Raw genomic sequence first — 21,947 nt, 5'->3', positions numbered from 1 at the left:
TCCTTAATGCGGAAAAATGACAAAATCGAGCGCGATCCCGGTAAACACCGTCATCCCCACCCAATTGTTATGCAAAAATGCCTTGAAACACAGAACCCGGTCGCGATGCCGGATCAATGTATATTGGTAAGCGATTAATCCGGTTGCAACCGATAATCCGGCGTAATACGCCCAATTCATCTGCTGCGTTTGTCCGATGATCAGCATGATCGCGATGAAACAGGTATGACACACCATCACACCCAGCACATCAAAGCGCCCAAAAGTAATCGCGGAAGTTTGGATACCGATTTTCAAATCGTCCGGTTTATCGACGATGGCATACTCGGTGTCGTATGCAATCACCCAGAATAGATTAGCCAGCATCAAAACCCAGATGATCGGCGGCAAGCTGTCGGTTTGCGCGGCAAAAGCCATCGGAATGCCGAAACTGAATGCGATACCCAAATACGCTTGCGGCATGGCAAAAAAACGCTTGGTGAACGGATAGCTTGCAGCCAGAAACAGCGCCGGTACCGAAAGCAGGATGGTCAGTTGATTCAGAGGCAGAATCAGCAGAAATGCGCAGATACTCAATCCCGCCGCCAGCAGCAAAGCTTCCTTGGAGCTTACCCGGCCTGCCGCCATCGGGCGATTCTTGGTGCGCTCGACATGCGGATCGATTTTACGGTCGGCGTAGTCATTTATCACACAGCCCGCCGAACGCATCAGCACCGTGCCCAGCACAAAAATGACCAGAATCTGCGCATCGGGTAATCCCTGCGCGGCAAACCAGAGCCCCCACAACATCGGCCACAGCAACAGCAAAATACCGATCGGTTTATCAAGCCGCATCAATTGCGCATAGGTTTTAATTCGATCTGCTAAATTCATCGCGGTAAATTCAAGATAGCGGGTAAAAAAACTTCGGTTACTAAAATCGATTGCCCGTGCAGCGTGAACAACGAGCGCCGCGCCCACAGATTGGCCGGTTTTTCCGGTAAGCGCGTGCACGCACGATCATAAAGGAAATGGCCACGGCTGACTTTTTTAAATTCCAGCGGCGTGCGCTTGATTCTGGGATTGGTAAACAAAACCGTTCCCAACGATTTATTGCCCAATCCGCTCAAACCTCGCCATGCACCGCGCAGATTTTTATGCGCCACCACCGAATGCGCAAACACCACCGGCGTATTTCCGCAGTATAAATAAACTTCACGCACCATGGCCAATTCACTGGCGCGCAACCCCATCACATCCAATTCATCCCCATAAATCCTGCTGAATGACTGAAATACGCGTTGTACACGAAATTGTCCGCAGCGATCCTGAATGCGGCGCGTCAATGACCCGCGATCCTGTAACCAGTTACGTTGATGGTATGAAACAGAAGTCAGTGTGGAATGCCATGCCAGCGGATGCGCTTTGTTCATTGCGGCAAAGCTACAAAATGAGAGTGTTGCATGCTAGAAATTCTTAACCTTAGATCTGGCAAAGCCATACTGAGAATTGTTAAGCGGCATTATACATCAGTCTCAGAGAGGGAATTGCAAAACCCGATTAATAGAAATCTATTCTTATAAAGTAGAAAAAAAGCGGACTTGAGACCATAGAGATGATCTTATTTTGTAACTCTATCGAATTAGATTTTTTGTTTTTAAACTTTGAGACTATCAAATTAATCAGTGGATCCAATAAAGCACCTCGCCGCGAGCAGCGAGGAATTGAGCGCGAAGAGATTAATTGTAAGTATTTAAGAAGATTCAATATGAAAGTATTTCAACCACGACCTGCAAGCGTCGAATTCCACCTTGTACTGCAACTGAACGAGCTGTATGACTATCAAGCCGATTTGATGCTTCCATCAAATATTGAGCGGCTGCTATAACACCCTTTTTTTGCTCGTCAGTCCATTTGGTGCCATGCCGTTTTGCAACTCCTTCCAGGTTCCAGACAGATCTATAGGGATAGTAGCGATTTTCACGAAGAACTTGTTTTTTCAGTGTTGAGAGAGCTTCATTAACGGACTTGAAGGCTTCGTCACTGTCAGTTGCATTTTCTGCTTCTAGGAAAAGCAACCTGCAATAGTGATTATCAATCTGATATGTATCGTATTCACCAATTTTCTTGGCGAAAGAATAACTTTGTTCAAAGAAACGACGTGCGACATCTAACTCACCCAGGCTTAGGCGCGCCATGGCGTATTGAAGCCAAAATTGGGGATTCTCTCGGATAGAGGGAATATTTTTTAGTTCTTCATACAAATTTTGCAAAGCTGCACGTTTTCCCTTTTCAGGAAGAATTCGCTCAAGTGTGCCAAATCTCATCATTTCTTTCGCTAGATTACCAAAGTATGAATCTGCACGCCGCGCATGCTCAGCATTTCGGACACATTCGACAATGACTTCAGTAATGACAGCGGAATTTACCATGCCACTAAGTACTGCCGTGGCCATTATTGTCGACCGGAATTGTGCGATGTCGGATTGGACAATGACGATTTGACGTGGAATTTCATCACGAGTTAAATCGCGAAAAGATTCATGCGACAAGTGCAATAGTTCCGATACGATTGAAATGCGAGGTTCCTCTCCAATCACCTGCAATAAGCACAAAGAAATCAGGACCCGGAGTCCACCATTAATAGCTTTAAAATGCTCAACGATTTCGTTAAGTTTTGCCTTTACTTGTGGAGAGTTCGCAACATCAATTAGCACTGCTTGCATCTGACTGCCACAATCGTGCTTAAGATAAGCATTTCTTTGGATTTCACTTAATCCTGCACGCTCCCCCCACAAACCTCGAAAACTAAGAAGTTTTGATAACCGATCAATCTCTTCATTATCTAGCACATCGACATCATGAACGAATAAATAACGGTGTGCTTTGGTTTTGTCAATTAGCGCCGGTAAACGCAGCTCATGGACTTCGGCTCGTTCAGATATCAGCAGTGTACACTCAGCACGAGCATACCGTGAGAAGCATTCGACTAACAACAAGTTGCGTGAGTAGTTTTCTATTACTAAAACAAAATCCCTATCTCTTTTACACATACGTTGGAGTTCAGCTTCTGCTAAATCATTGGGATGTTCAAGGAAAAATACCTCACGTCCTTGGGCTGCTAGTTTTAAACATATAGATCGAATCGCAATTGATTTACCGTTAGCGAATGCTCCTACTATTGCAACAATTGTTCCCGCTTCTCCAAGCTCTCTAATGCACTTATCCTCAAAAGTTCTGATAACAGTGTAGCTAGGAACCATGGGCGTTTCTGCTTGAGCGAGCATCAATTTATCTTGAGGTACTCCACGCAAGATTAGGTCATAAAAATCGTCATCTGAAGAGGCATCTTTACCTCCATCTTCTATTTCTAATCTTGAAAAGCACTGATACTCTTCGATAAGATCGGGTTTTGTCCATGAGGCGCTTTCAATTTCAATTGATCGCCGTAAAGCCTCGAGTCCTATTGGGTGAACGGTGCCAAATCTTGAAAGTTTCGTTTTGAGTACAGGGTCAATTTCTGTTCGATCAATAAAATGAATTTTTGATCGAAAAATTTCTGGATTAAAGATCAACCGGGCAACATCAATATCGGCTAGTGAATAGCCAACAAAAATAATTGCCTTGGATCGCTGGAGATCATTGCGGAAGATCACTGACCAATCCGAATCCAAAAAAGATTGAGTAGCATAACTCTGAGAAGTTACTATGAAGTCCGGCGTTAGAGCCTGTTTTAGTTTCGCCAGAGAGCCATTAATATGCAGCAACAGAAGCTTGTTACCTTGTGCATTACGCGTTTCGGCAGCGGTTGTAAGTGAATAATGGGAAACTTTTCTGCTATCCAATGCTTTTTCAAATGCATCGTCATAGTTTGTTGTCCAAATTCGTGCCCACGGAAGTGAAGCCAGCGTAGTCAGCTCAGGATCTATGGTCGCGACTGTAAGTTGTTTTCGCAAAGCATTGATAAGTGAGGTTTCGCTCCGAGCATCTAAAAAATGCTCAGTAATACTATCAAGTGAGTACCCTCCATTGAGTCCACAATCCTTAGCCAATGCATCGGACAACTCCTGTCCAGTTGGTAGGCAATCTCCATTCAATTTGTGAGCGGCTTTTGCGGCACCAGCTCCAAGAAAGAGAACTGCATCTCCATTCAAAGCACTTCTAATGGCAATTTGCAGAGTACTCTCAGTATCCATTGAGTGGGTTTTAGCATCAATTGGCATCTCTATTTCCCGTTGGAGTAATATGTTCCGATTTGGCGCGCACAGCTTTGTTTTGCAGAAGCGGAATACCTTTGCAAAAGAATTGAATTAAAATTAAATTTACGAAAAGACACGATATCTTTGATCAAAATTGAAATCAATCAATTATATATTAACAATTTTTATTAAGAAATCAATTGAGTATCAATGAGATCAATTTTAATTGGATTGTTTTTATTTTTATTAAAAGTTTGATTACTAAAAATTTTAACTTAAATTCATCTAGTAACCGTAACACTTAAATTCTTGTATTTTTAATAAGTTATAGCTGTATTCTGATAATTTGCTATCAATATTTTTAGCTTTTGCAGTTTACAGATTATCTATGTCTGCAAATTAGTCATCACATCAAAATATCATCCACAGGACTGAGAGGCACCGGCCGGTCGGGGGCGTCGATCAATTCCAGCAAGTTAATTTCGATATTGCGTGAAATTGCAGTCAACGGCAGATCATTCGGTTGCAAACCGAAAGGATCCTCGATTTCATCGCCGATGGCATCCAGTTCAAAGAATGCATATGAAATCAGCAGCACAACGATCGGCGTCAGCATACTGGTGGTTTCAACCAATCCAAACGGCAGGAAAAAGCAATAGGAAGCGACGATACGGTGGATCAATACGGAATAACTGAACGGTAGCGGGGTATTTCTGATGCGTTCGCAGCCGCCGAGAATATGGGTGAGCTCGTTGATTTGCGCATCCATCGCCGGGTGATTGAATTCACTTAACCATTGCCGTTTGCGTGCAATTGCAAGATCCCGGCCCAATTGTTGCAAAATGGCCAGCGGGCGGTGTGTCGATTGGAGCACTTGAGCCAAATCTTCCGGTGCGAGAAATTTTTTGATTTCCTCGGCGGAATCTTCCTTGCGCAAGTGACAGCGCAAGGCATGCACATACGCAATCATGCGTTTGACAAACATTTCGCGAAATTGCCTTATGGCGTCATTATCCTGTGGAGATTGGATCAGAAAGCATGTTTGGCGCGCCAGATTGCGCGACGTATTGACCAGCGCGCCCCAAAGCTTGCGCCCTTCCCAGAATTTATCGTATGAAGCGCTGTTGCGGAAACCCAGGAATATACCCAGCGCAACACCGACCAGCAAGAATGGCGTCGTTGTGAGCGTGTACGCTTGAATGTTGTAGTACAGTTCAATATAGGTCACGATCATCGCGGAGATAGTCACCATGAGGATACGCGGCCACGTCACCATGAAACTACTGCCTCTGAAATGAAACAGCAGCCGTGTCCATGAAACTTTATCCTTAACAATCATGACAGTAATGATCCTTTATTGTTTGATTCATTTCATCTTAACCGAAAGAAGATAGTAGCGTATCGCTGCCAGCAATCCATGCGCATTCATACCCGCAAGTATTCAGTTTTATCCCCCAGCCACCGCTCGATATGCCGTTGTACCAACTCCGGATAGCGGTTGAGCATTTCTTCCGCGGTGGCTTGCGCTGCCGTGATGAGTTCTCCATCTTGCTCTAGATCGGCAAAACGCAGCATCGGCACGCCACTCTGCCGCGCTCCCAGGAATTCGCCGGGACCGCGCAAGTTCAAATCCTGACGGGCGATTTCAAAGCCATCGGTATGCTCGAAAATAATTCTGAGCCGCTTGCGGGCGATTTCGGATAAGGGTTGCTGAAACATCAGAATACAAATGCTGGCTTCCGATCCACGCCCGACACGGCCGCGCAACTGATGCAATTGCGACAAACCCATGCGTTCGGCGTTTTCGATCACCATCAGCGATGCATTCGGCACATCCACGCCGACTTCGATGACGGTCGTCGCAACCAGTAATTGGATTTCTCCTTGCTTGAACGCGGTCATTACCGCGGCTTTTTCCTGTGCGGGCAAGCGTCCATGCACCAAACCCACCGTTAAATCCGGAAATACCGCGTGCAAATTTTCAAATGTTTCCATCGCGGTTTGCAGCTGCAGCGTTTCGGATTCCTCGATCAGCGGGCAAACCCAATAGACTTGTTTGCCTTGTTCGCAGGCATGGCGGATACGCGCAATCACTTCGTCACGGCGGTTACCGGCGATCAATTTGGTTACGACCGGCGAGCGGCCCGGCGGCAATTCGTCGATGACCGACACGTCCAGGTCGGCGAAATAACTCATCGACAGCGTGCGTGGAATCGGTGTCGCGCTCATCATCAACTGATGCGGCACTTGATCGGATTGCGTGCCTTTCATTCGAAGCGCCAGACGCTGCTGCACGCCGAAGCGGTGTTGCTCGTCAATAATCGCCAAACCCAATTGATGAAAGACTACTTGCTCCTGGAACAGCGCGTGCGTACCGGCAGCCAAGTGTGCGGCGCCGGATGCGATGTCCTCGAGCACGGCTTGCTTTTGTTTCTTCTTCTGGCTGCCGGACAACCAAGCCACTTTGATCCCCAACGGCTCAAACCAGCTGGTTAATTTCTGAAAATGCTGTTCGGCAAGAATCTCGGTCGGCGCCATGATGGCCGCCTGATAACCGTTTTCAATCGCTTGTAACGCCGCTAATGCGGCCACAATCGTTTTACCGCTGCCGACATCGCCTTGCAGCAAGCGCTGCATCGGATACGCAGAGGCCAGATCGCGGTTGATTTCCGCGCAAACCCTGATTTGCGCGGCTGTCAGCGTAAAATTCAGCTGCGCGAGAAATTGCTGTTGCAGTGTGTTTTTTTGCGCCAACGCCGGTGCGGAACGGCTGCGCCGTTGCCGGTAGTGCAAGCGCATCGATAATTGCTGCGCCAGCAATTCGTCGAATTTGACCCGCCGCCATGCCGGATGCGTGCGTGTTTGCAATGCTTCTATCGATACCTCAGGCGGCGGATTATGCAGACACTGAATGCTATCTGGGAGGCTCATCAGCCGGTATTTCCGGATAATGCCGTCAGGAATGGTTTCGGTCAGCATGTGCTGCGCATTCCGCAAAGCCTGTGCGATCAATTTGCTCAGAATTGTTTGCGTCAAACCCGCTGTCGTGGGATAAACCGGTGTCATTGTATCGGCCAGCGATTCTCCGGCACGAACGATGCGGCATTTGGGATGCACCATTTCGGCGCCGAAAAAACCGCTGCGAATCTCGCCCAATAAGCGCACACGCTTTCCCACCGCATAGGTTTTGATTTGGCTGCCGTAGAAATTCAGAAAGCGCATCACTACAACACCGCTGTTGTCCTCCACCTGGCAAACCAGTTGCCGTCTGGGACGAAAAACCACTTCAGTGTGAATTATAACGCCTTCAACCTGTACCGTTTGTCCTGGCGGCGCATCAGCGATGGGAAACAGATGCGTTTCATCTTCGTAACGGATCGGCAGGTGCAAAATCAAATCCAGTTCGGTAGCGATACCCAAACGGGATAATTTCTCCTGCACCTGCGTGCTGGCAGTCACCGAGTTGACTGATCAGCTTTGCAATACCATGACTGCATCCATCTCCACCAGCGCATCACGCGGCAACGCCTTGACACCGACAGCGGCACGCGCCGGATAGGGCTGGGAAAAATGACTGGACATGATTTCATTGACCAGCGCGAAATTACCAAGATCGGTGAGAAATATGTTGAGCTTCACGATATCGTTCAAACTACCGCCACTGGCTGCCGCCACCGCTTTCAGGTTGGAAAACACCTGCTGGATCTGTGCTTCGATCCCGTCCGCCATTTGCATGCTGACCGGATTCAATCCGATCTGCCCCGACAGATAGATGGTATATCCTCCTCCCCGCACCCGCACGGCTTGCGAATAAGTGCCAATTGCTTGTGGCGCATCGGCGGTATGGATGATTTGCTTTGTCATTTTTTCTCCTGTTGAAATTGATACCGTATTTTTTGTTATAGTTGGCGCCCGCGCATAACCTTAACCGCACTATTACGGTATGATGCAGTGAACTCGGGCACATTTCAACCAGGCCGGAATTTTAATCGAAACTTCATTTGAATTTTTCATGATATGCAAAAACTGATTATCCAGGGGGGCGTGCCGCTACACGGCGAAATTTCCATTTCGGGCGCAAAAAACGCCGCGCTTCCGCTGTTGTGCGCCGCCCTGCTCACCGGAGAATCGCTCAAAATCAATAATGTTCCGGCATTGCATGACATCACCACCATGCTGTCACTGCTCAAGCAAATGGGAACAACCGTTAGCGCATCTGGTGCCGGTGAGGTAACGTTGTCAGCCGCTACGCTGACTCATCTCGTGGCGCCGTATGAGATGGTTAAAACCATGCGCGCTGCCATTCTGGTGCTTGGACCTATGCTCGCGCGTGCCGGTGAAGCGGAGATTTCACTGCCGGGCGGCTGCGCCATCGGTTTGCGTCCGGTAGATCTGCATATCAAAGGCCTGCAAGCAATGGGCGCAGACATTCATATCCGGCATGGCTACATTCATGCGGTAGCGAAAAAACTGCATGGCGCACGTATCGTTTTCGATATCGTGACGGTCACAGGCACTGAGAATCTGATGATGGCGGCAACTCTCGCCGAAGGCACGACAATTCTTGAAAATGCCGCGCGAGAACCGGAGATTATCGATCTGGCTAACTGCCTGAAAGCAATGGGCGCGAAAATTCAAGGCGCGGGCACCGACATCATCACCATTGAAGGTGTACCGTCGCTGCATGGCGCGGAGCACACGGTCATGCCCGATCGTATTGAGACCGGTACTTTTCTAGTCGCGGCTACCGCCACCGGCGGCGAAATTCACTTGAAAAATACCGATGCGCATCTTCTCGATGCGGTTCTGGATAAATTAACCGAAGCCGGTGCGCGGATTGATTCCAACGGAAACTGGATCAATCTGAAAATGCACACCAAACCCAAATCCGTGAATGTGCGTACCGCCCCCTACCCGGCTTTCCCGACCGATATGCAGGCGCAATTCATGTCGTTGAATTGCATTGCCGACGGTACCGCCATCATTACCGAAACCATTTTTGAAAACCGCCTGATGCATGTGCAGGAATTGAAGCGTATGAATGCCAGTATCGAAGTCGAAGGCAACGCCGCCATCGTCACCGGCATTGCTCACTTGGACGGCGCCAATGTGATGGCAACCGATCTACGCGCTTCGGCCAGTCTCGTGATTGCCGGATTGATCGCGCAAGGCGAAACCGTGATTGACCGTATCTATCACTTGGATCGCGGTTATGAAAATATCGAAGGAAAACTGTCCGCGCTGGGTGCACAAATCCGCCGTATCCAATAAAAAAGGCTTCTGCCATCGCAAAAGCCTTTCATTCATTGCAACCCGTCTTAAACCGCGTGCGCGGTTATTCTTTATTAGAATTTAGGTTGTTTGTAGCTGACTACCAAAGTGGCGATTTTCTTGTTCAGCCCCATGACTGGAACAACCAGAATTTTTTTACCACCGACATCCGATTTAACCGAAATCTTTTGCAGATTCAGAATTTCTTTCGGAAATATTTCCGTGCCTTTTGTTTCTTCCAGGCGTTTATCGGTGGAAACCAGCAATTGCCCATCTTCACCGATCAATACCACACGTTCGGTATCTTTCATTCTGACGATTTCACTCAAATATTGATCGATCTGGTCAATATTGTTGCGGATTAATTCGCCACGTACCGCCCAAGATAAAACTTGTCCGAAGCGTTCTTCTTCCTTCACGTATTGCTGATCGGCGTATTCCCGGGCTTGTTGTGTGATAATCGCGCGTTCGCTTTCAAGTTTCTTCGCCATATCGGATTCCACTTTACTGACGGCGATCATTTTCCATGCGATGACCACGATGATAAGCCCAATCAATACACCGGCATACTTTGCAGGCAATTGCATCGTCGGGATCTGTGCCATCCATTCGAACTTCGAATTGAATTGTGAGAATAAATTATCAGCTTTAGATTGTTGGTTTGGATTTTGTCTATTGTAATCCGACATGAATAACTCCTTGTGTTATGGGTGGCAGAGGAAAACGCGAATTATCCACTAATACGTATAGAAGGAAAAGTGGCGTGTATCAATTAACTGAAATGATTGCGCGCTGCGGACCGGAAAATGGGCAAAAATCGCACCAGCACAAAATAACCGGCTGGGTATTTATGTTTTATAATGCCGCCTGTTAATGTTTTGATCAGAAAACAAAGGAATAAAGAGCTACGTAATGAATAATGACCCTGCATTGCAACAAGATGACCATAAAAAAACCTGGTCGGGCCGTTTCAACGAACCGGTTTCAGCCCTGGTGGAACGTTATACCGCTTCCGTGAGCTTTGACCAACGCTTGGCAGAATACGACATTCAGGGATCGCTGGCGCACGCGCAGATGCTGGCGGAACAGGGCATTATCAGCACTGCGGATTTAACCGCTATCCAGCAAGGGATGCAGCAAATCCGTGACGAAATCCATAGTCATCAGTTTGTCTGGTTGCAGGAACTGGAAGACGTTCACTTGAATATTGAAAAACGCCTGACTGCCTTGGTCGGCGATGCCGGCAAACGGCTGCATACCGGCCGCTCACGCAATGATCAGGTGGCGACCGATATTCGCTTGTTTTTACGCACTGCAATCGACGAAATTATCAGTCTGATCAAAGCTATGCAACACGCTTTGCTCAATTTGGCGGAACAGCATATTCATACGATCATGCCCGGTTTCACCCATTTGCAAGTGGCGCAGCCGGTGTCTTTCGGCCATCACCTGATGGCGTATTTTGAAATGCTGAAACGCGATGTTGAGCGCTTGGCCGATTGCCGCAAACGGGTCAATCAGCTGCCGCTCGGCGCCGCCGCGCTGGCTGGCACGAGTTATCCGATCAATCGCGAGCGGGTTGCGCAACTGCTCGATTTTGAAGCTGTTTGTCAGAATTCACTGGATGCCGTTTCGGATCGCGATTTTGCGATCGAATTCAGTGCCTGTGCAGCGCTCATCATGACGCATTTGTCGCGCATGTCGGAAGAGTTCATTTTATGGATGAATCCGGCGTTCGGTTTTATTCAATTGGCCGACCGTTTCTGCACCGGTTCTTCCATCATGCCGCAAAAAAAGAATCCGGACGTGCCGGAACTGGTGCGCGGCAAAACCGGGCGCGTCAACGGTCATCTGGTGGCGCTGCTCACCTTGATGAAAGCGCAGCCGCTGGCTTACAACAAGGATAATCAGGAAGACAAGGAACCGCTGTTCGATACCGTCGACACCTTGGTGGACACGTTGCGGATTTATGCCGACATGCTGGGCGGTGTCCGTGTCAATCAGGAAACTATGCGTGCATCGGCATTGCGCGGTTACGCCACCGCCACGGACCTGGCCGATTATTTGGTTAAGAAAGGGATTCCCTTTCGCGATGCGCATGAAATCGTGGCGAAAGCGGTGCAGTATGCGGAACAAAAAGGCTGCGATCTCAGTAAGCTTGCGTTGAATGAATTGCAGCAATTCTCGATACGCATTGAATCCGATATTTTTACCGTATTGACGCTGGAAGGTTCGATGAATAGCCGGAATCACACCGGCGGCACCGCACCGGAGCAAGTGCAGGCAGCGATTCAGAAAGCCCAGGCATGGTTATCGTGGAAAGTGTGAAACATGCAGGTATGGCATGACATCAGTGCACAAATTTCCGCTGTCACAAATACACTTTTCAAAATAAAAGAATCCCGCTCGATTGGCGGCGGCTGTATCAATCAGACTTATGGCATTACGGATGGCGCGCGACGCTATTTTGTCAAACTCAATACCGCTGAGAGCTTGATCATGTTCGAGGCGGAAGCCGCCGGTCTTGTGGAAATTCATCAGTCGCAAACATTGCGCGTTCCGTTACCTGTCTGCTATGGCCACAATGATCAGGCGGCCTGGCTGGTTCTGGAATATCTATCTTTAAACGGCGGCGGGCGCGGCCGTGCAGCGGATTTAGGCATGCAATTGGCCGCCATGCATCGCACAACTTCAAAACAATTCGGCTGGGTGCGCGACAATACGATCGGGCAAACCCTGCAAATCAATACGCTATCCTCCGACTGGGTCAATTTCTGGCGCATGCAGCGGCTTGGTTTTCAATTGGATCTGGCCAAAACCAATGGGCATAACGGCAAACTGCAAAAACTGGGAGAACAATTATTGATCGATTTGGATAAATTTTTCCCTGGTGCAGCGCCGCTTCCCGCGCTGTTGCATGGCGATCTATGGAGCGGCAATTATGCTTATGACGATAGTGGAAATCCGGTATTATTCGATCCGGCGGTCTATTATGGCGACCGGGAAGCGGATATTGCCATGACCGAACTTTTCGGCGGTTTCCCCGCCGATTTTTATTCTGCTTACCGGTATGATTATCCTTTGGATTCCGGTTATAATATTCGCAAATTGGTTTATAACCTCTATCATATTCTTAATCATTTGAATCTTTTTGGTAGCAGTTACCGGCATCAAACTGAACAAACGATCAATACGTTACTCGCTGAAATTCGTTAATAAATACTGGACGCCCTATCCGCTCGGAGCCATGCAATTCAATTTTACCGATCTCATGAATTTTTCTCATTGCGATAACCGCTCATGACCAAGTATGTCTTTGTGACTGGCGGTGTTGTTTCTTCCCTGGGCAAAGGAATTGCCGCTGCATCCCTAGGTGCGTTGCTGGAGTCGCGCGGGCTTAAAGTAACCATGCTCAAGCTGGATCCTTACATTAATGTGGATCCCGGCACCATGAGCCCGTTCCAGCATGGCGAGGTTTTTGTTACGGAAGACGGCGCTGAAACCGACCTGGATCTGGGGCATTACGAGCGTTTTATCAGCACGCGCATGACGCGGCATAATAACTTTACCACCGGGCAAATCTACGAAAGCGTGATCCGCAAGGAACGGCGCGGCGATTACCTCGGCGGCACGGTGCAAGTGATCCCGCATATCACCGATGAGATCAAGCGCTATATTCAAGCAGGCGTGGGCGATGCGCAAGTTGCGATTATCGAGATCGGCGGCACGGTTGGCGATATTGAATCGCTGCCGTTTTTGGAAGCCATCCGGCAAATGGCGGTGCAAAATCCACGCACGGATACCTGTTTCATTCACCTCACTTTACTGCCCTATATTGGTTCGGCCGGGGAATTAAAAACCAAGCCGACGCAGCATTCGGTCAAGGAATTACGCGAAATCGGCATTCAACCGGATGTGTTGCTATGCCGTTCGGATCGTGAAGTACCCAAGGAAGAGCGCAGAAAAATCGCGCTTTTCACCAACGTCCAGGAAGAAGCCGTTATTTCCGCTATCGATGTCGACAGTATCTACAAAATCCCGGGCTTACTGCATGAGCAAATGCTCGACGAAATCATTTGCCATAAATTGAGTATTCTGGCAAAACCGGCTGATTTGAGCGTGTGGAAGAAATTGGTGTATGCGCTGGAACATCCGAAACATACCGTGACCATTGCCATTGTCGGCAAATACGTCGATTTGACCGAGTCCTACAAGTCGCTCTCCGAAGCTTTGATTCACGCGGGAATTCATACCAACAGCCGGATTAATATCGTCTATATCGATTCTGAAAATATCGAAAAAGAAGGCACGGATTGCTTGATCGATATGAATGCGATTTTGGTTCCTGGCGGTTTTGGCAAGCGTGGCGTGGAAGGCAAAATCATGGCGATCAATTTTGCCCGCACCCACCGCATTCCATATCTGGGGATCTGTTTGGGCATGCAATTGGCGGTGATTGAATATGCACGCAACAAAACCGGCATGAAAGGCGCGCACAGCACCGAGTTTAATCCGGATACACCCTACCCGGTCATCGGCTTGATCACCGAATGGCGGACGCGCGACGGACAAATCGAAGTGCGTGATGAGAATTCCGATATCGGCGGCAGCATGCGCTTGGGCGGACAGGAATGTATGTTGAAAAAGGATTCGCTGGCCTGGAAAACCTATGGCGCAGATACCATTAGCGAGCGTCACCGTCACCGCTACGAAGTTAACAGTTTTTATATTCCAAAATTGGAAAAAGCGGGGCTTTGCATCAGCGGTTTCTCCAAGGAAGAGAACTTGTGTGAAATGATAGAACTCCCGGAAATCGATCATCCCTGGTTTCTTGCTTGTCAATTTCATCCCGAATTCACGTCCACACCCCGGTTAGGTCACCCGCTGTTCAAATCCTACGTTCAGGCTGCGATTCGTTTTACCCAGGAGCATCAGCTTGCCGGAGATGAAAAAATACATGCCGTACGAACCAATTAATTCAACAGAAAATTTCCGGCAGCACAGCTGAAAAGACTAGAAATTACCACCCGTCATACCAAAGATAGAACAATAACCACAACCATTTAACAACCGTCAACAACAGGGAAAATGTAGCATGAGTGCAATAGTAGATGTCATCGCCCGCGAGATTCTGGATTCTCGCGGTAATCCAACCATTGAAGCGGATGTATTGCTGGAATCCGGCGTGCTAGGACGCGCTTCGGTTCCTTCCGGCGCATCCGTCGGCACCCGGGAGGCGGTGGAATTACGCGATGGCGATGCGCAGCGCTATTCGGGCAAAGGCGTGCTGAAAGCCGTGGAGAATGTGAATACCGAAATTTCCGAAACACTCATGGGATTGGATGCCGTCGATCAAAGCTTCATCGATCAAGAACTGATCAACCTGGACGGCACCGAAAACAAATCCAGGCTTGGCGCCAATGCGATTCTGGCGGTATCTCTCGCGGTTGCGAAAGCGGCTGCGGAAGAATCCGGCTTGCCGCTGTACCGTTACCTCGGCGGCGCGGCTTCGATGTCGATGCCGGTGCCGATGATGAATTTGATCAATGGCGGCGCGCATGCCAACAACAATATCAACATGCAGGAATTCATGATTGTTCCGCTGGGAATTGCCAATTTCCGCGATGCGATCCGCTGTGGCGCGGAAGTTTTCAGCACGTTAAAAAAACTCATCAATGACAAAGGCATGCCGACAACCGTCGGCGATGAAGGCGGATTTGCCCCCAATCTGGAAAACAATGAAGCCGCTTTGCAATTGATCGTGCAAGCCATCGATCAAGCAGGATATCAACCGGGTAGAGACGTTGCCATCGGCATAGACTACGCCAGTTCGGAGTTTTACCACGATGGTAAATACCATTTAGGATCCGAGGGCCTACAACTGACCTCCGCGCAGTTTGCGGATTATCTGGCGTCGTGGGTGGATAAATACCCGATTATCACGATCGAAGATGGTATGAGCGAACTTGACTGGAACGGTTGGGAATTACTGACCGAGAAATTAGGTAAATCGATCCAATTGGTCGGTGACGATATTTTCGTGACCAATACCAGAATTCTGCAGGAAGGCATTAAACGCAATATCGCCAATTCCATTTTGATCAAAGTGAATCAGATCGGTACCTTGACCGAAACCTTTGCTGCGATTGAGATGGCGAAATGCGCCGGTTACACAGCGGTCGTTTCGCATCGTTCCGGCGAAACTGAAGATACCACCATCGCTGATATTGCTGTTGCTACCAACGCGCTGCAAATTAAAACCGGCTCATTGTCCCGTTCCGATCGTCTCGCAAAATACAATCAACTGTTGCGGATTGAAGAAGATCTGGGAGATTCGGCCAGCTATGCCGGCCGGAGAGCATTCTACCAACTCAAATAATGAAGCTATTGAGTTTCCTCCTGCTCGTTGCCATTGCCGCAATGCAATACCCTTTATGGCTTGGAAAAGCAAGCTGGCTCAGGGTTTGGCAAGTAGATCAGGAGGTTATTACGGCGCGGGCGGAGAATCTGCAACTGCAGAATCGTAACAACATGCTCGAAGCCGAAGTCAACGATCTGAAGCAAGGACTTGAAGCCATTGAAGAACGCGCCCGTAGCGACTTGGGCATGATCAAGGAAGGCGAGATTCTCTTTCAGATCGTCAGAAATACCCAGCCTAAATCCACGCAATCGAATCCTGCACAATAAATTTCTGCGAACTCTTCAGAAAATTGCACGCCTAAAACCAAGCCGGGTGCCTGCATCAACTCGCTTACAATCACCCGGCTTGATCAGGAAATTTTGACTATAATTTGCTTGAAAATTGATAAGGAATTCATATATCAATACCAGTCTTGTTTTGTATTCGATAAACACCATGGAGTAAAAGAATGAAAAGAATTCTTCTTTTTTTAGCAACTAATTTGGCGATTGTTGTTGTTCTAAGCATCACATTGCGATTGCTTGGCGTTGAGAAAATCCTCGATGCGCAAGGAACCGGTCTGAATATCAACTCCCTGCTGATATTCGCAGCGGTATTCGGCTTTGGCGGCTCGTTCATGTCGCTTGCTTTGTCCAAATGGACTGCAAAACGTTTCACTGGTGCTCAAGTGATCGAAATGCCGCGAAACGCGCAAGAACATTGGCTTTTCACTACAGTACAGCGGCAAGCGGCAGCGGCTGGAATCGGTATGCCGGAAGTCGCTATTTACGATGCGCCGGACGTTAATGCCTTCGCCACCGGCATGTCGCGAAATGATGCGCTGGTCGCGGTGAGCACCGGCCTGCTCAACACCATGAGCCAGGATGAAGCCGAGGCAGTGCTGGCGCATGAAGTCAGTCATATCGCCAACGGTGATATGGTGACCCTGGCGCTGATCCAAGGTGTGGTCAACACGTTTGTCATTTTCCTGTCGCGCGTCATCGGCCATACCGTTGATCGTGTCATCTTCAAAACGGAAGAAGGTCACGGCCCCGCTTTCTGGATTACTAATATCGTTGCCGAAATCGTACTCGGTGTGCTGGCCAGTATTATCGTCATGTGGTTCAGCCGTCAGCGTGAATTTCGCGCCGATGCAGGCGGCGCCAGTCTGGCTGGAAAAGCAAAAATGATTGCTGCGCTCCGCCGCTTGCAGCTGGTTCATGAACAAGCGCATTTACCGGATCAACTCGCTGCTTTTGGTATCTCCGGCGGCAGTAACGGATTTTCACGGCTATTCATGTCGCATCCGCCTCTGGAAGAAAGAATCGCGGCATTACAAGCGCAACAATAGAACAGTAGCGTCAGCATTTCTGAAACGCACAGCAAAACGCCGTACCGGTAAACCGGTACGGCGTTTTGCTTTTATGGTGCCGAAATAAATAAGACTACGTTGCCTACTGCTTCACCTATGAATCAATAGGAAGTTTCGCGCGAAAAATCTTGCCAGATAAAGGGTGGATTAACCGATGGTTTAGTGGGAATAAAGAAAGTCGCGGCATCCAGCACACCGATCAAACTCCGGCCTACCGTATGCATGATACCCATCCCCAACCCGATGGTAATCCCATAAACCGGTCCTTCTTTTTGGCTGGTTAAAATAATATTCTTGGGCAGTTCCACCCATCCGGTCACTGCATTCGCTACACCGCTGGCAAATTTCTCGGCTGAGTTATTAACATAGCTGTCCGAAGCAATCGCTTGAGACGAGAAAAGGAATAATATCGAAAGCACCCAGAACAGTTTTACAATGCTTCTCATCAAAAAATCTCCTTTATTCAGTTTTTTTAGAAATTGATTTTTGCCCTGATAAGAAAACAAGCAAAAATTCCTCCGCAGTTTACCTCTTCATGGGTAATCAGACAAATCCGTGCACATTGAAGCGATTGCGCCGATTCAGCAATTGAACTCAGTAAAAAATAAATCTCCTAAAAAACCCATCCGGAATGTCGATATCCATGTTCCTGGCAAAACGTAACGTAAACCGCAAAATTGCTGTCGCTTGTAACGGCTCGATGTCATTGAGGGAGTATCGAAATATGGAAGGACTTATCGTTGAACCATCCAGAACATACCAAAAACTGCTATCCACCGCGATCGAATCGGGCGGATTGGGTACCAGACAAGTCTCTACGGGTGGTGAAGCGCTCACATTGCTGAGAAAACAGCCTTTTGATCTGGTATTCATCGCCACTCACTTGCAGGACATGGATGGTCCTATGTTTTCATCGCAATTACGCGCCGATTCCCGCACCCGGCAAATTCCGCTGGTGATGATTACCGCAAACGACAATAAGGAATTTCAGGACGAAGCATTTTCAGCCGGTGTAACAGAAATATTTTCCAAACATGAACTGGATAAAATCACCAGTTATACCGTGCAGTTCTCAAGAAAACGCTGCAACAAATCCATGAGCGGTCATATTTTGTATCTTGAAGACAGCACATCCATGGCAAGCGCAGTGACTGCATTGCTCACCGGATGCGGTTATACGGTAGATCATTTCAGCAATGGCGAACAAGGATTACTGGCGCTGCAAAACAATGATTACGATTTGGTGTTAGCGGACACTTTACTGAAAGGAAGATTGAACGGTCACGCCATTGTAAAAGCGATTCGCAGTCTTGAGGATGACAAAAAAGAAGTGCCGCTATTGGTTTTTTCAGTTCTTGATGATGCTACGCGTAAAGTTGAACTGCTACGTTCCGGTGTCAATGACTACGTTAGTAAGCCGCTGATTCAGGAAGAATTGCTGGCAAGAATCAACACGCTGATCAGTAATAAGAAGTTGTTAAATAAAGCAATCATGCAGCAAAGCCAGATGCACGAACTGGCGATGAAGGATCCGCTCACCGGTTTGTATAATCGCTATTTCCTGCTGGAAACAGCGCCATCGAAATTGAGCGAGGCCGCCCGGCACAGCATTGCATGCAGCCTGATTATATTGGATATCGACCGTTTCAAATCGATCAACGATAACTTCGGCCTCGCTAGCGGGGATAAAGTATTGAAAGAAGTCGCCGCGACACTCACCGGTTCCATTCGTAGAGAAGATATCGTGGCACGTTATGGTGAGGAAGAATTCGCCCTGCTACTGCCACATTGTGATCTTGCGGGTGCGGCGATGATCGCCGAGAAAATACACCACTCCATCGAGCATCTGCACCCTTCCGGCATCCATGTGACCGCAAGCCTGGGTGTCGCCGAATTGCAATCCAATTCGTCCGATGGTTTTTCCGATTTATTGAAAGCCGCGACGGAAGCGGCCGATCGCGCTAAATCAAACGGATGTAATCAAGTATTCGTCCATCGTCCATAACAATCGCGAGTGTCCATCGTAACCGCTATGCGGAATTCCGCTCTAGCATAGCGGCCGCGTGACTCTCGATATAGCGTTGATGTTTCTTCTCCTTAATCGCACCGACATGCACCAGAATCAACGCATCCACGCAGTTTGAGAATTGCGGGTCGATATTAAAACCGAGAAACTCGCAACCGCCCGGCTCGCATAATTCAACGTACTGCTTATACAGCACCGGCACTTTAACACCGGATGCCTCCAGCTTCTCTTTCAACAGCGAATACGCTTGTTTGTACTCCGTCTCATCAGCGGCTTTGCTGAACGATGCAAAATCCGCTGCGGCATCAAATTCAAACGGAATCCTGGGAGCGGCCAGCTGTTGGTCATTGCCGCACAGCTGATGGTAGAAGTTTGCAATCGTCTGTTGCGCCACTTCCGGCAGCGCCGTGCTCATCGAAACCGGCCCGACCATAAAGCGAATTTCCGGGTGCTGATACAGATAAGCGCCGATGCCGTACCATAAATAATCCAAGCTGCGCTTGTTCTGGTAGCGAGGTTGAATAAAACTGCGCCCGAGTTCGATCGATTGCTCCAGGTACGGCGAAAATGCCGGATTGAATTCAAATAAGCTATGCGTGTACAGCCCTTCTGCGCCACGTGTCTTGAGAATTTTTGCCGCTTCGCCGATGCGATACGAACCGATGATCTCCAATTCATCTTCGTCCCACAGAATCAGATGGCGGTAGTAGCGGTCGTAGCTGTCGATATCCAGCGCATTGCCCGTGCCTTCCTGCACCTGGCGGAACGACAATTCGCGTAACCGCCCGATTTCGCGCATCACGCTGGAATTCGGCAGATAGTCGAACAGATAGATATGCTTGCCATCCTGAGTTTTGCCGATCAGCCGCGATGCTTTCAGCTCCTTGCGGATCAGTTTGGTGCGAACAGGATGAATGATATTTTCAATCGGCTTGAACAGTTCCTTCTTTTTCTTTTCGCCGAGCAAGTAAACTTGCTTGCGCATCAACTTTGCCGCCGCTTTTTTGGATAAATCCATCGCCGCGATCGATTCCCACGGAATCGGCTTGCCGATACGGAACGAAACTTCACCGCCCTTCTTGTTGAACATTTCGTTGACCAGCATCATCGTGCCGAGTGGCTTGTAAATACTCGACAAACCATAAAACATCGCAGAATTTTTGCCACCGATATGCACCGGCACAATTGGCGCTTTGGTTTTCTTGGCCAACGAGATAAATCCGGATTTCCATTTACCGTCACGAACCCCCAACGGAGAAATGCGCGACACTTCGCCGGTGGGAAACACAATCACCGCTTGCTCCGCCTCCAGCGCCGCGACAATCAAGTTTAAATTGTCGCGATGCTTTGCCACCTTGGAAAAATTATCTATTGGCAAAAACAAACTTTTCAATGGATCGATGCAATTCAGCAAACTCGTCGACACAATCTTTACATCGGTGCGAATCTCCGATACCAGCTTCAACAATGCCAATCCATCCAGTGAGCCGAGGGGATGATTGGCCACAATCAACACCCGGCGTTGATCGGGAATCCGCGCCCGGTCCTTGCTGGACACTTGGAACGAAAAATTAAAATGCTCCAGTACCGCATCGTTGAATTCCAATCCTTCCAAATGCCGGTGCGTCTCGATAAAACGATTGATCTCCTCCTGATGCAGCAGCTTCTTCAACATCGAAGACGCCGCCTTCATCAGCGGCTTATCGCTCTGCGCCTCCGTATCCGGAAAATAATCCTTCAACATCGCATCGACATCCAGCATACATTGACTCCAGCATGAAAATTGAATACTGGATACGATAATAAAGTTTTGTGACAGGATGATGACGATAGCTTTTTTGCTAATTTCTACCAAATCTTGGAAGATTTAAAAATTTGATATGATCAACAAATTGATGAGTCCAACTCTGGATGATGAATAATATGACTGTCGGCAACTATCAAGAACGGTACTGCTTATTTCTGGATATTCTTGGTTTTAAATCGCACGTTAATGAAAGTATTAATACAACAAGCTCAGACTCAAAAGCAATGTCATTTTCTAAGCTAAAAGCTGCATTATCCGAAATATCAAGAGGGGTTAATTACCGTGATGGTATTGCAATGCAAGGAAAAATTGCACCAACATCTCGACAAGTTACACAATTTTCAGATTCTATTGTCATCTCATACCTTAAAAATGAACCTTATGGATCTGGCGTTTCTAGCATTATTTTGGATGTTCATCGTTTGCAATTGGAGCTTGTTAAACGAGGCATCTTACTAAGAGGTGCTATTACATCGGGACTTTTATACCACGATGACACATTCATTTTTGGTCCTGCATTAAATGAAGCTGTTGCTCTTGAATGTTTGGCTGGATACCCGCGTGTTATATTAGACGGCAAAATACTTGATGATGCTGGGTTTGAACGCTCTCCTGGCCTGAGCAATCACAGAACTATCAGCTCGATGGTCAGTTTAGACTTCGATGGATTATATTATGTAGATTACTTTAACATTCATCCAGATGATTTTGAGCAGGAGTGGTATTACATATCCGATTATTTGAGCAAGCTAAGGGAGTTGATCAAAAATCTTTCACATAAAAGAGACCCAAGTATAAAAATTAAGGGGGCTGTAGTAGATCAGATTAAATTTGAGTCCAATTTTTCAGTATATTTAGTTGATGCTTAGGTGTTCCATAATTAAACCTGAATT

At 48.0% G+C, this 21,947-nt stretch carries 18 protein-coding genes; 9 read left to right on the top strand and 9 right to left on the bottom strand.

The features are described from left to right. Positions 1-3: 3 nt before the first annotated feature. The 6 genes from ubiA to ABD07_RS10905 form a co-directional block, all read right to left on the bottom strand. Positions 4-873: a 4-hydroxybenzoate octaprenyltransferase gene (ubiA, locus tag ABD07_RS10930; RefSeq protein ID WP_160818294.1), complete on the bottom strand. Its 870-nt coding sequence runs from the start codon at positions 871-873 to the stop codon at positions 4-6. After that, positions 870-1,412, bottom strand: a complete 543-nt coding sequence (locus tag ABD07_RS10925) for a chorismate--pyruvate lyase family protein (protein WP_132428280.1) — start codon at positions 1,410-1,412, stop codon at positions 870-872. Before ABD07_RS10925 ends, ubiA begins: the two co-directional genes overlap by 4 nt. A 330-nt stretch (positions 1,413-1,742) precedes the next feature. Continuing rightward, a complete protein-coding gene (locus ABD07_RS10920) occupies positions 1,743-4,202 on the bottom strand; it encodes an SIR2 family protein (RefSeq protein WP_160818293.1) in 2,460 nt (819 codons plus the stop codon). A 382-nt stretch (positions 4,203-4,584) separates the two neighbouring features. Further along, the gene (locus ABD07_RS10915) at positions 4,585-5,517 is read right to left on the bottom strand and encodes a bestrophin family protein (protein ID WP_160818292.1); all 933 of its coding nucleotides are present in this window, start codon (positions 5,515-5,517) and stop codon (positions 4,585-4,587) included. A gap of 86 nt (positions 5,518-5,603) precedes the next feature. Next, on the bottom strand, positions 5,604-7,637 hold the full coding sequence (recG, locus tag ABD07_RS10910) for an ATP-dependent DNA helicase RecG (protein WP_160818291.1): 2,034 nt from the start codon (positions 7,635-7,637) through the stop codon (positions 5,604-5,606). A gap of 12 nt (positions 7,638-7,649) precedes the next feature. Continuing rightward, the gene (locus tag ABD07_RS10905; protein WP_160818290.1) at positions 7,650-8,042 is read right to left on the bottom strand and encodes a RidA family protein; all 393 of its coding nucleotides are present in this window, start codon (positions 8,040-8,042) and stop codon (positions 7,650-7,652) included. A gap of 153 nt (positions 8,043-8,195) precedes the next feature. Here ABD07_RS10905 and murA point away from each other — a divergent pair, with 153 nt between their 5' ends. Further along, entirely contained in the window at positions 8,196-9,449 is a 1,254-nt protein-coding gene (gene murA / locus ABD07_RS10900; RefSeq protein WP_160818289.1) for a UDP-N-acetylglucosamine 1-carboxyvinyltransferase, read from the top strand. Positions 9,450-9,523: 74 nt separating this feature from the next. On the opposite strand, the gene ABD07_RS10895 is transcribed toward murA, so the two are convergent. Then, the gene (locus tag ABD07_RS10895; RefSeq protein ID WP_240142524.1) at positions 9,524-10,054 is read right to left on the bottom strand and encodes a hypothetical protein; all 531 of its coding nucleotides are present in this window, start codon (positions 10,052-10,054) and stop codon (positions 9,524-9,526) included. A 307-nt stretch (positions 10,055-10,361) separates the two neighbouring features. Here ABD07_RS10895 and argH point away from each other — a divergent pair, with 307 nt between their 5' ends. The 6 genes from argH to htpX all read left to right on the top strand — a co-directional run bounded on the left by argH (position 10,362) and on the right by htpX (position 17,200). Continuing rightward, the gene (gene argH / locus ABD07_RS10890) at positions 10,362-11,777 is read left to right on the top strand and encodes an argininosuccinate lyase (protein ID WP_160818287.1); all 1,416 of its coding nucleotides are present in this window, start codon (positions 10,362-10,364) and stop codon (positions 11,775-11,777) included. A 3-nt stretch (positions 11,778-11,780) separates the two neighbouring features. Then, on the top strand, positions 11,781-12,665 hold the full coding sequence (locus ABD07_RS10885) for a fructosamine kinase family protein (RefSeq protein WP_160818286.1): 885 nt from the start codon (positions 11,781-11,783) through the stop codon (positions 12,663-12,665). Positions 12,666-12,749: 84 nt separating this feature from the next. Beyond that, positions 12,750-14,426, top strand: coding sequence for a CTP synthase (locus tag ABD07_RS10880; RefSeq protein WP_160818285.1), 1,677 nt, complete (start codon positions 12,750-12,752; stop codon positions 14,424-14,426). Between the two features lie 118 nt (positions 14,427-14,544). Beyond that, complete coding sequence (gene eno, locus ABD07_RS10875) at positions 14,545-15,828, top strand: phosphopyruvate hydratase (RefSeq protein ID WP_160818284.1); 1,284 nt, start codon at positions 14,545-14,547, stop codon at positions 15,826-15,828. Further along, entirely contained in the window at positions 15,828-16,136 is a 309-nt protein-coding gene (gene ftsB / locus ABD07_RS10870; RefSeq protein ID WP_160818283.1) for a cell division protein FtsB, read from the top strand. Before eno ends, ftsB begins: the two co-directional genes overlap by 1 nt. A gap of 182 nt (positions 16,137-16,318) precedes the next feature. Beyond that, a complete protein-coding gene (htpX, locus tag ABD07_RS10865) occupies positions 16,319-17,200 on the top strand; it encodes a protease HtpX (RefSeq protein WP_108697187.1) in 882 nt (293 codons plus the stop codon). A gap of 122 nt (positions 17,201-17,322) precedes the next feature. Here htpX and ABD07_RS10860 read toward each other — a convergent pair whose 3' ends face one another. Further along, entirely contained in the window at positions 17,323-17,667 is a 345-nt protein-coding gene (locus tag ABD07_RS10860) for an exosortase system-associated protein, TIGR04073 family (RefSeq protein ID WP_132429067.1), read from the bottom strand. Between the two features lie 278 nt (positions 17,668-17,945). Between ABD07_RS10860 and ABD07_RS10855 the strand changes: the two genes are divergently transcribed. Continuing rightward, positions 17,946-19,226 (top strand): diguanylate cyclase, encoded by a 1,281-nt coding sequence (locus ABD07_RS10855; protein WP_160818282.1) that lies wholly within the window; start codon positions 17,946-17,948, stop codon positions 19,224-19,226. A 25-nt stretch (positions 19,227-19,251) separates the two neighbouring features. Here the strand turns inward: ABD07_RS10855 and olsF are convergent, their stop codons facing one another. Then, on the bottom strand, positions 19,252-21,009 hold the full coding sequence (gene olsF, locus ABD07_RS10850) for a bifunctional ornithine lipid synthase OlsF (protein WP_160818281.1): 1,758 nt from the start codon (positions 21,007-21,009) through the stop codon (positions 19,252-19,254). Positions 21,010-21,158: 149 nt separating this feature from the next. Between olsF and ABD07_RS10845 the strand changes: the two genes are divergently transcribed. Next, the gene (locus ABD07_RS10845; RefSeq protein ID WP_160818280.1) at positions 21,159-21,923 is read left to right on the top strand and encodes a hypothetical protein; all 765 of its coding nucleotides are present in this window, start codon (positions 21,159-21,161) and stop codon (positions 21,921-21,923) included. The last annotated feature ends 24 nt before the right edge of the window (positions 21,924-21,947 follow it).

Origin of the sequence: Nitrosomonas oligotropha (genome assembly GCF_009833085.1) — a bacterium.
In the GTDB taxonomy this organism is placed as follows: Bacteria; Pseudomonadota; Gammaproteobacteria; order Burkholderiales; family Nitrosomonadaceae; genus Nitrosomonas; species Nitrosomonas oligotropha.
This window is presented reverse-complemented; position numbering and strand designations above follow the sequence as displayed.

Bases quoted from the DNA above. Each gene is read 5' to 3' on its own strand.
- ubiA (WP_160818294.1), bottom strand. From the start codon at position 873: ATGAATTTAGCAGATCGAATTAAAACCTATGCGCAATTGATGCGGCTT.
- ABD07_RS10925 (WP_132428280.1), bottom strand. From the start codon at position 1,412: ATGAACAAAGCGCATCCGCTGGCATGGCATTCCACACTGACTTCTGTT.
- ABD07_RS10920 (WP_160818293.1), bottom strand. From the start codon at position 4,202: ATGCCAATTGATGCTAAAACCCACTCAATGGATACTGAGAGTACTCTG.
- ABD07_RS10915 (WP_160818292.1), bottom strand. From the start codon at position 5,517: ATGATTGTTAAGGATAAAGTTTCATGGACACGGCTGCTGTTTCATTTC.
- ABD07_RS10905 (WP_160818290.1), bottom strand. From the start codon at position 8,042: ATGACAAAGCAAATCATCCATACCGCCGATGCGCCACAAGCAATTGGC.
- murA (WP_160818289.1), top strand. From the start codon at position 8,196: ATGCAAAAACTGATTATCCAGGGGGGCGTGCCGCTACACGGCGAAATT.
- ABD07_RS10895 (WP_240142524.1), bottom strand. From the start codon at position 10,054: ATGGCACAGATCCCGACGATGCAATTGCCTGCAAAGTATGCCGGTGTA.
- argH (WP_160818287.1), top strand. From the start codon at position 10,362: ATGAATAATGACCCTGCATTGCAACAAGATGACCATAAAAAAACCTGG.
- ABD07_RS10885 (WP_160818286.1), top strand. From the start codon at position 11,781: ATGCAGGTATGGCATGACATCAGTGCACAAATTTCCGCTGTCACAAAT.
- ABD07_RS10880 (WP_160818285.1), top strand. From the start codon at position 12,750: ATGACCAAGTATGTCTTTGTGACTGGCGGTGTTGTTTCTTCCCTGGGC.
- eno (WP_160818284.1), top strand. From the start codon at position 14,545: ATGAGTGCAATAGTAGATGTCATCGCCCGCGAGATTCTGGATTCTCGC.
- ftsB (WP_160818283.1), top strand. From the start codon at position 15,828: ATGAAGCTATTGAGTTTCCTCCTGCTCGTTGCCATTGCCGCAATGCAA.
- htpX (WP_108697187.1), top strand. From the start codon at position 16,319: ATGAAAAGAATTCTTCTTTTTTTAGCAACTAATTTGGCGATTGTTGTT.
- ABD07_RS10860 (WP_132429067.1), bottom strand. From the start codon at position 17,667: ATGAGAAGCATTGTAAAACTGTTCTGGGTGCTTTCGATATTATTCCTT.
- ABD07_RS10855 (WP_160818282.1), top strand. From the start codon at position 17,946: ATGGAAGGACTTATCGTTGAACCATCCAGAACATACCAAAAACTGCTA.
- olsF (WP_160818281.1), bottom strand. From the start codon at position 21,009: ATGCTGGATGTCGATGCGATGTTGAAGGATTATTTTCCGGATACGGAG.
- ABD07_RS10845 (WP_160818280.1), top strand. From the start codon at position 21,159: ATGATGAATAATATGACTGTCGGCAACTATCAAGAACGGTACTGCTTA.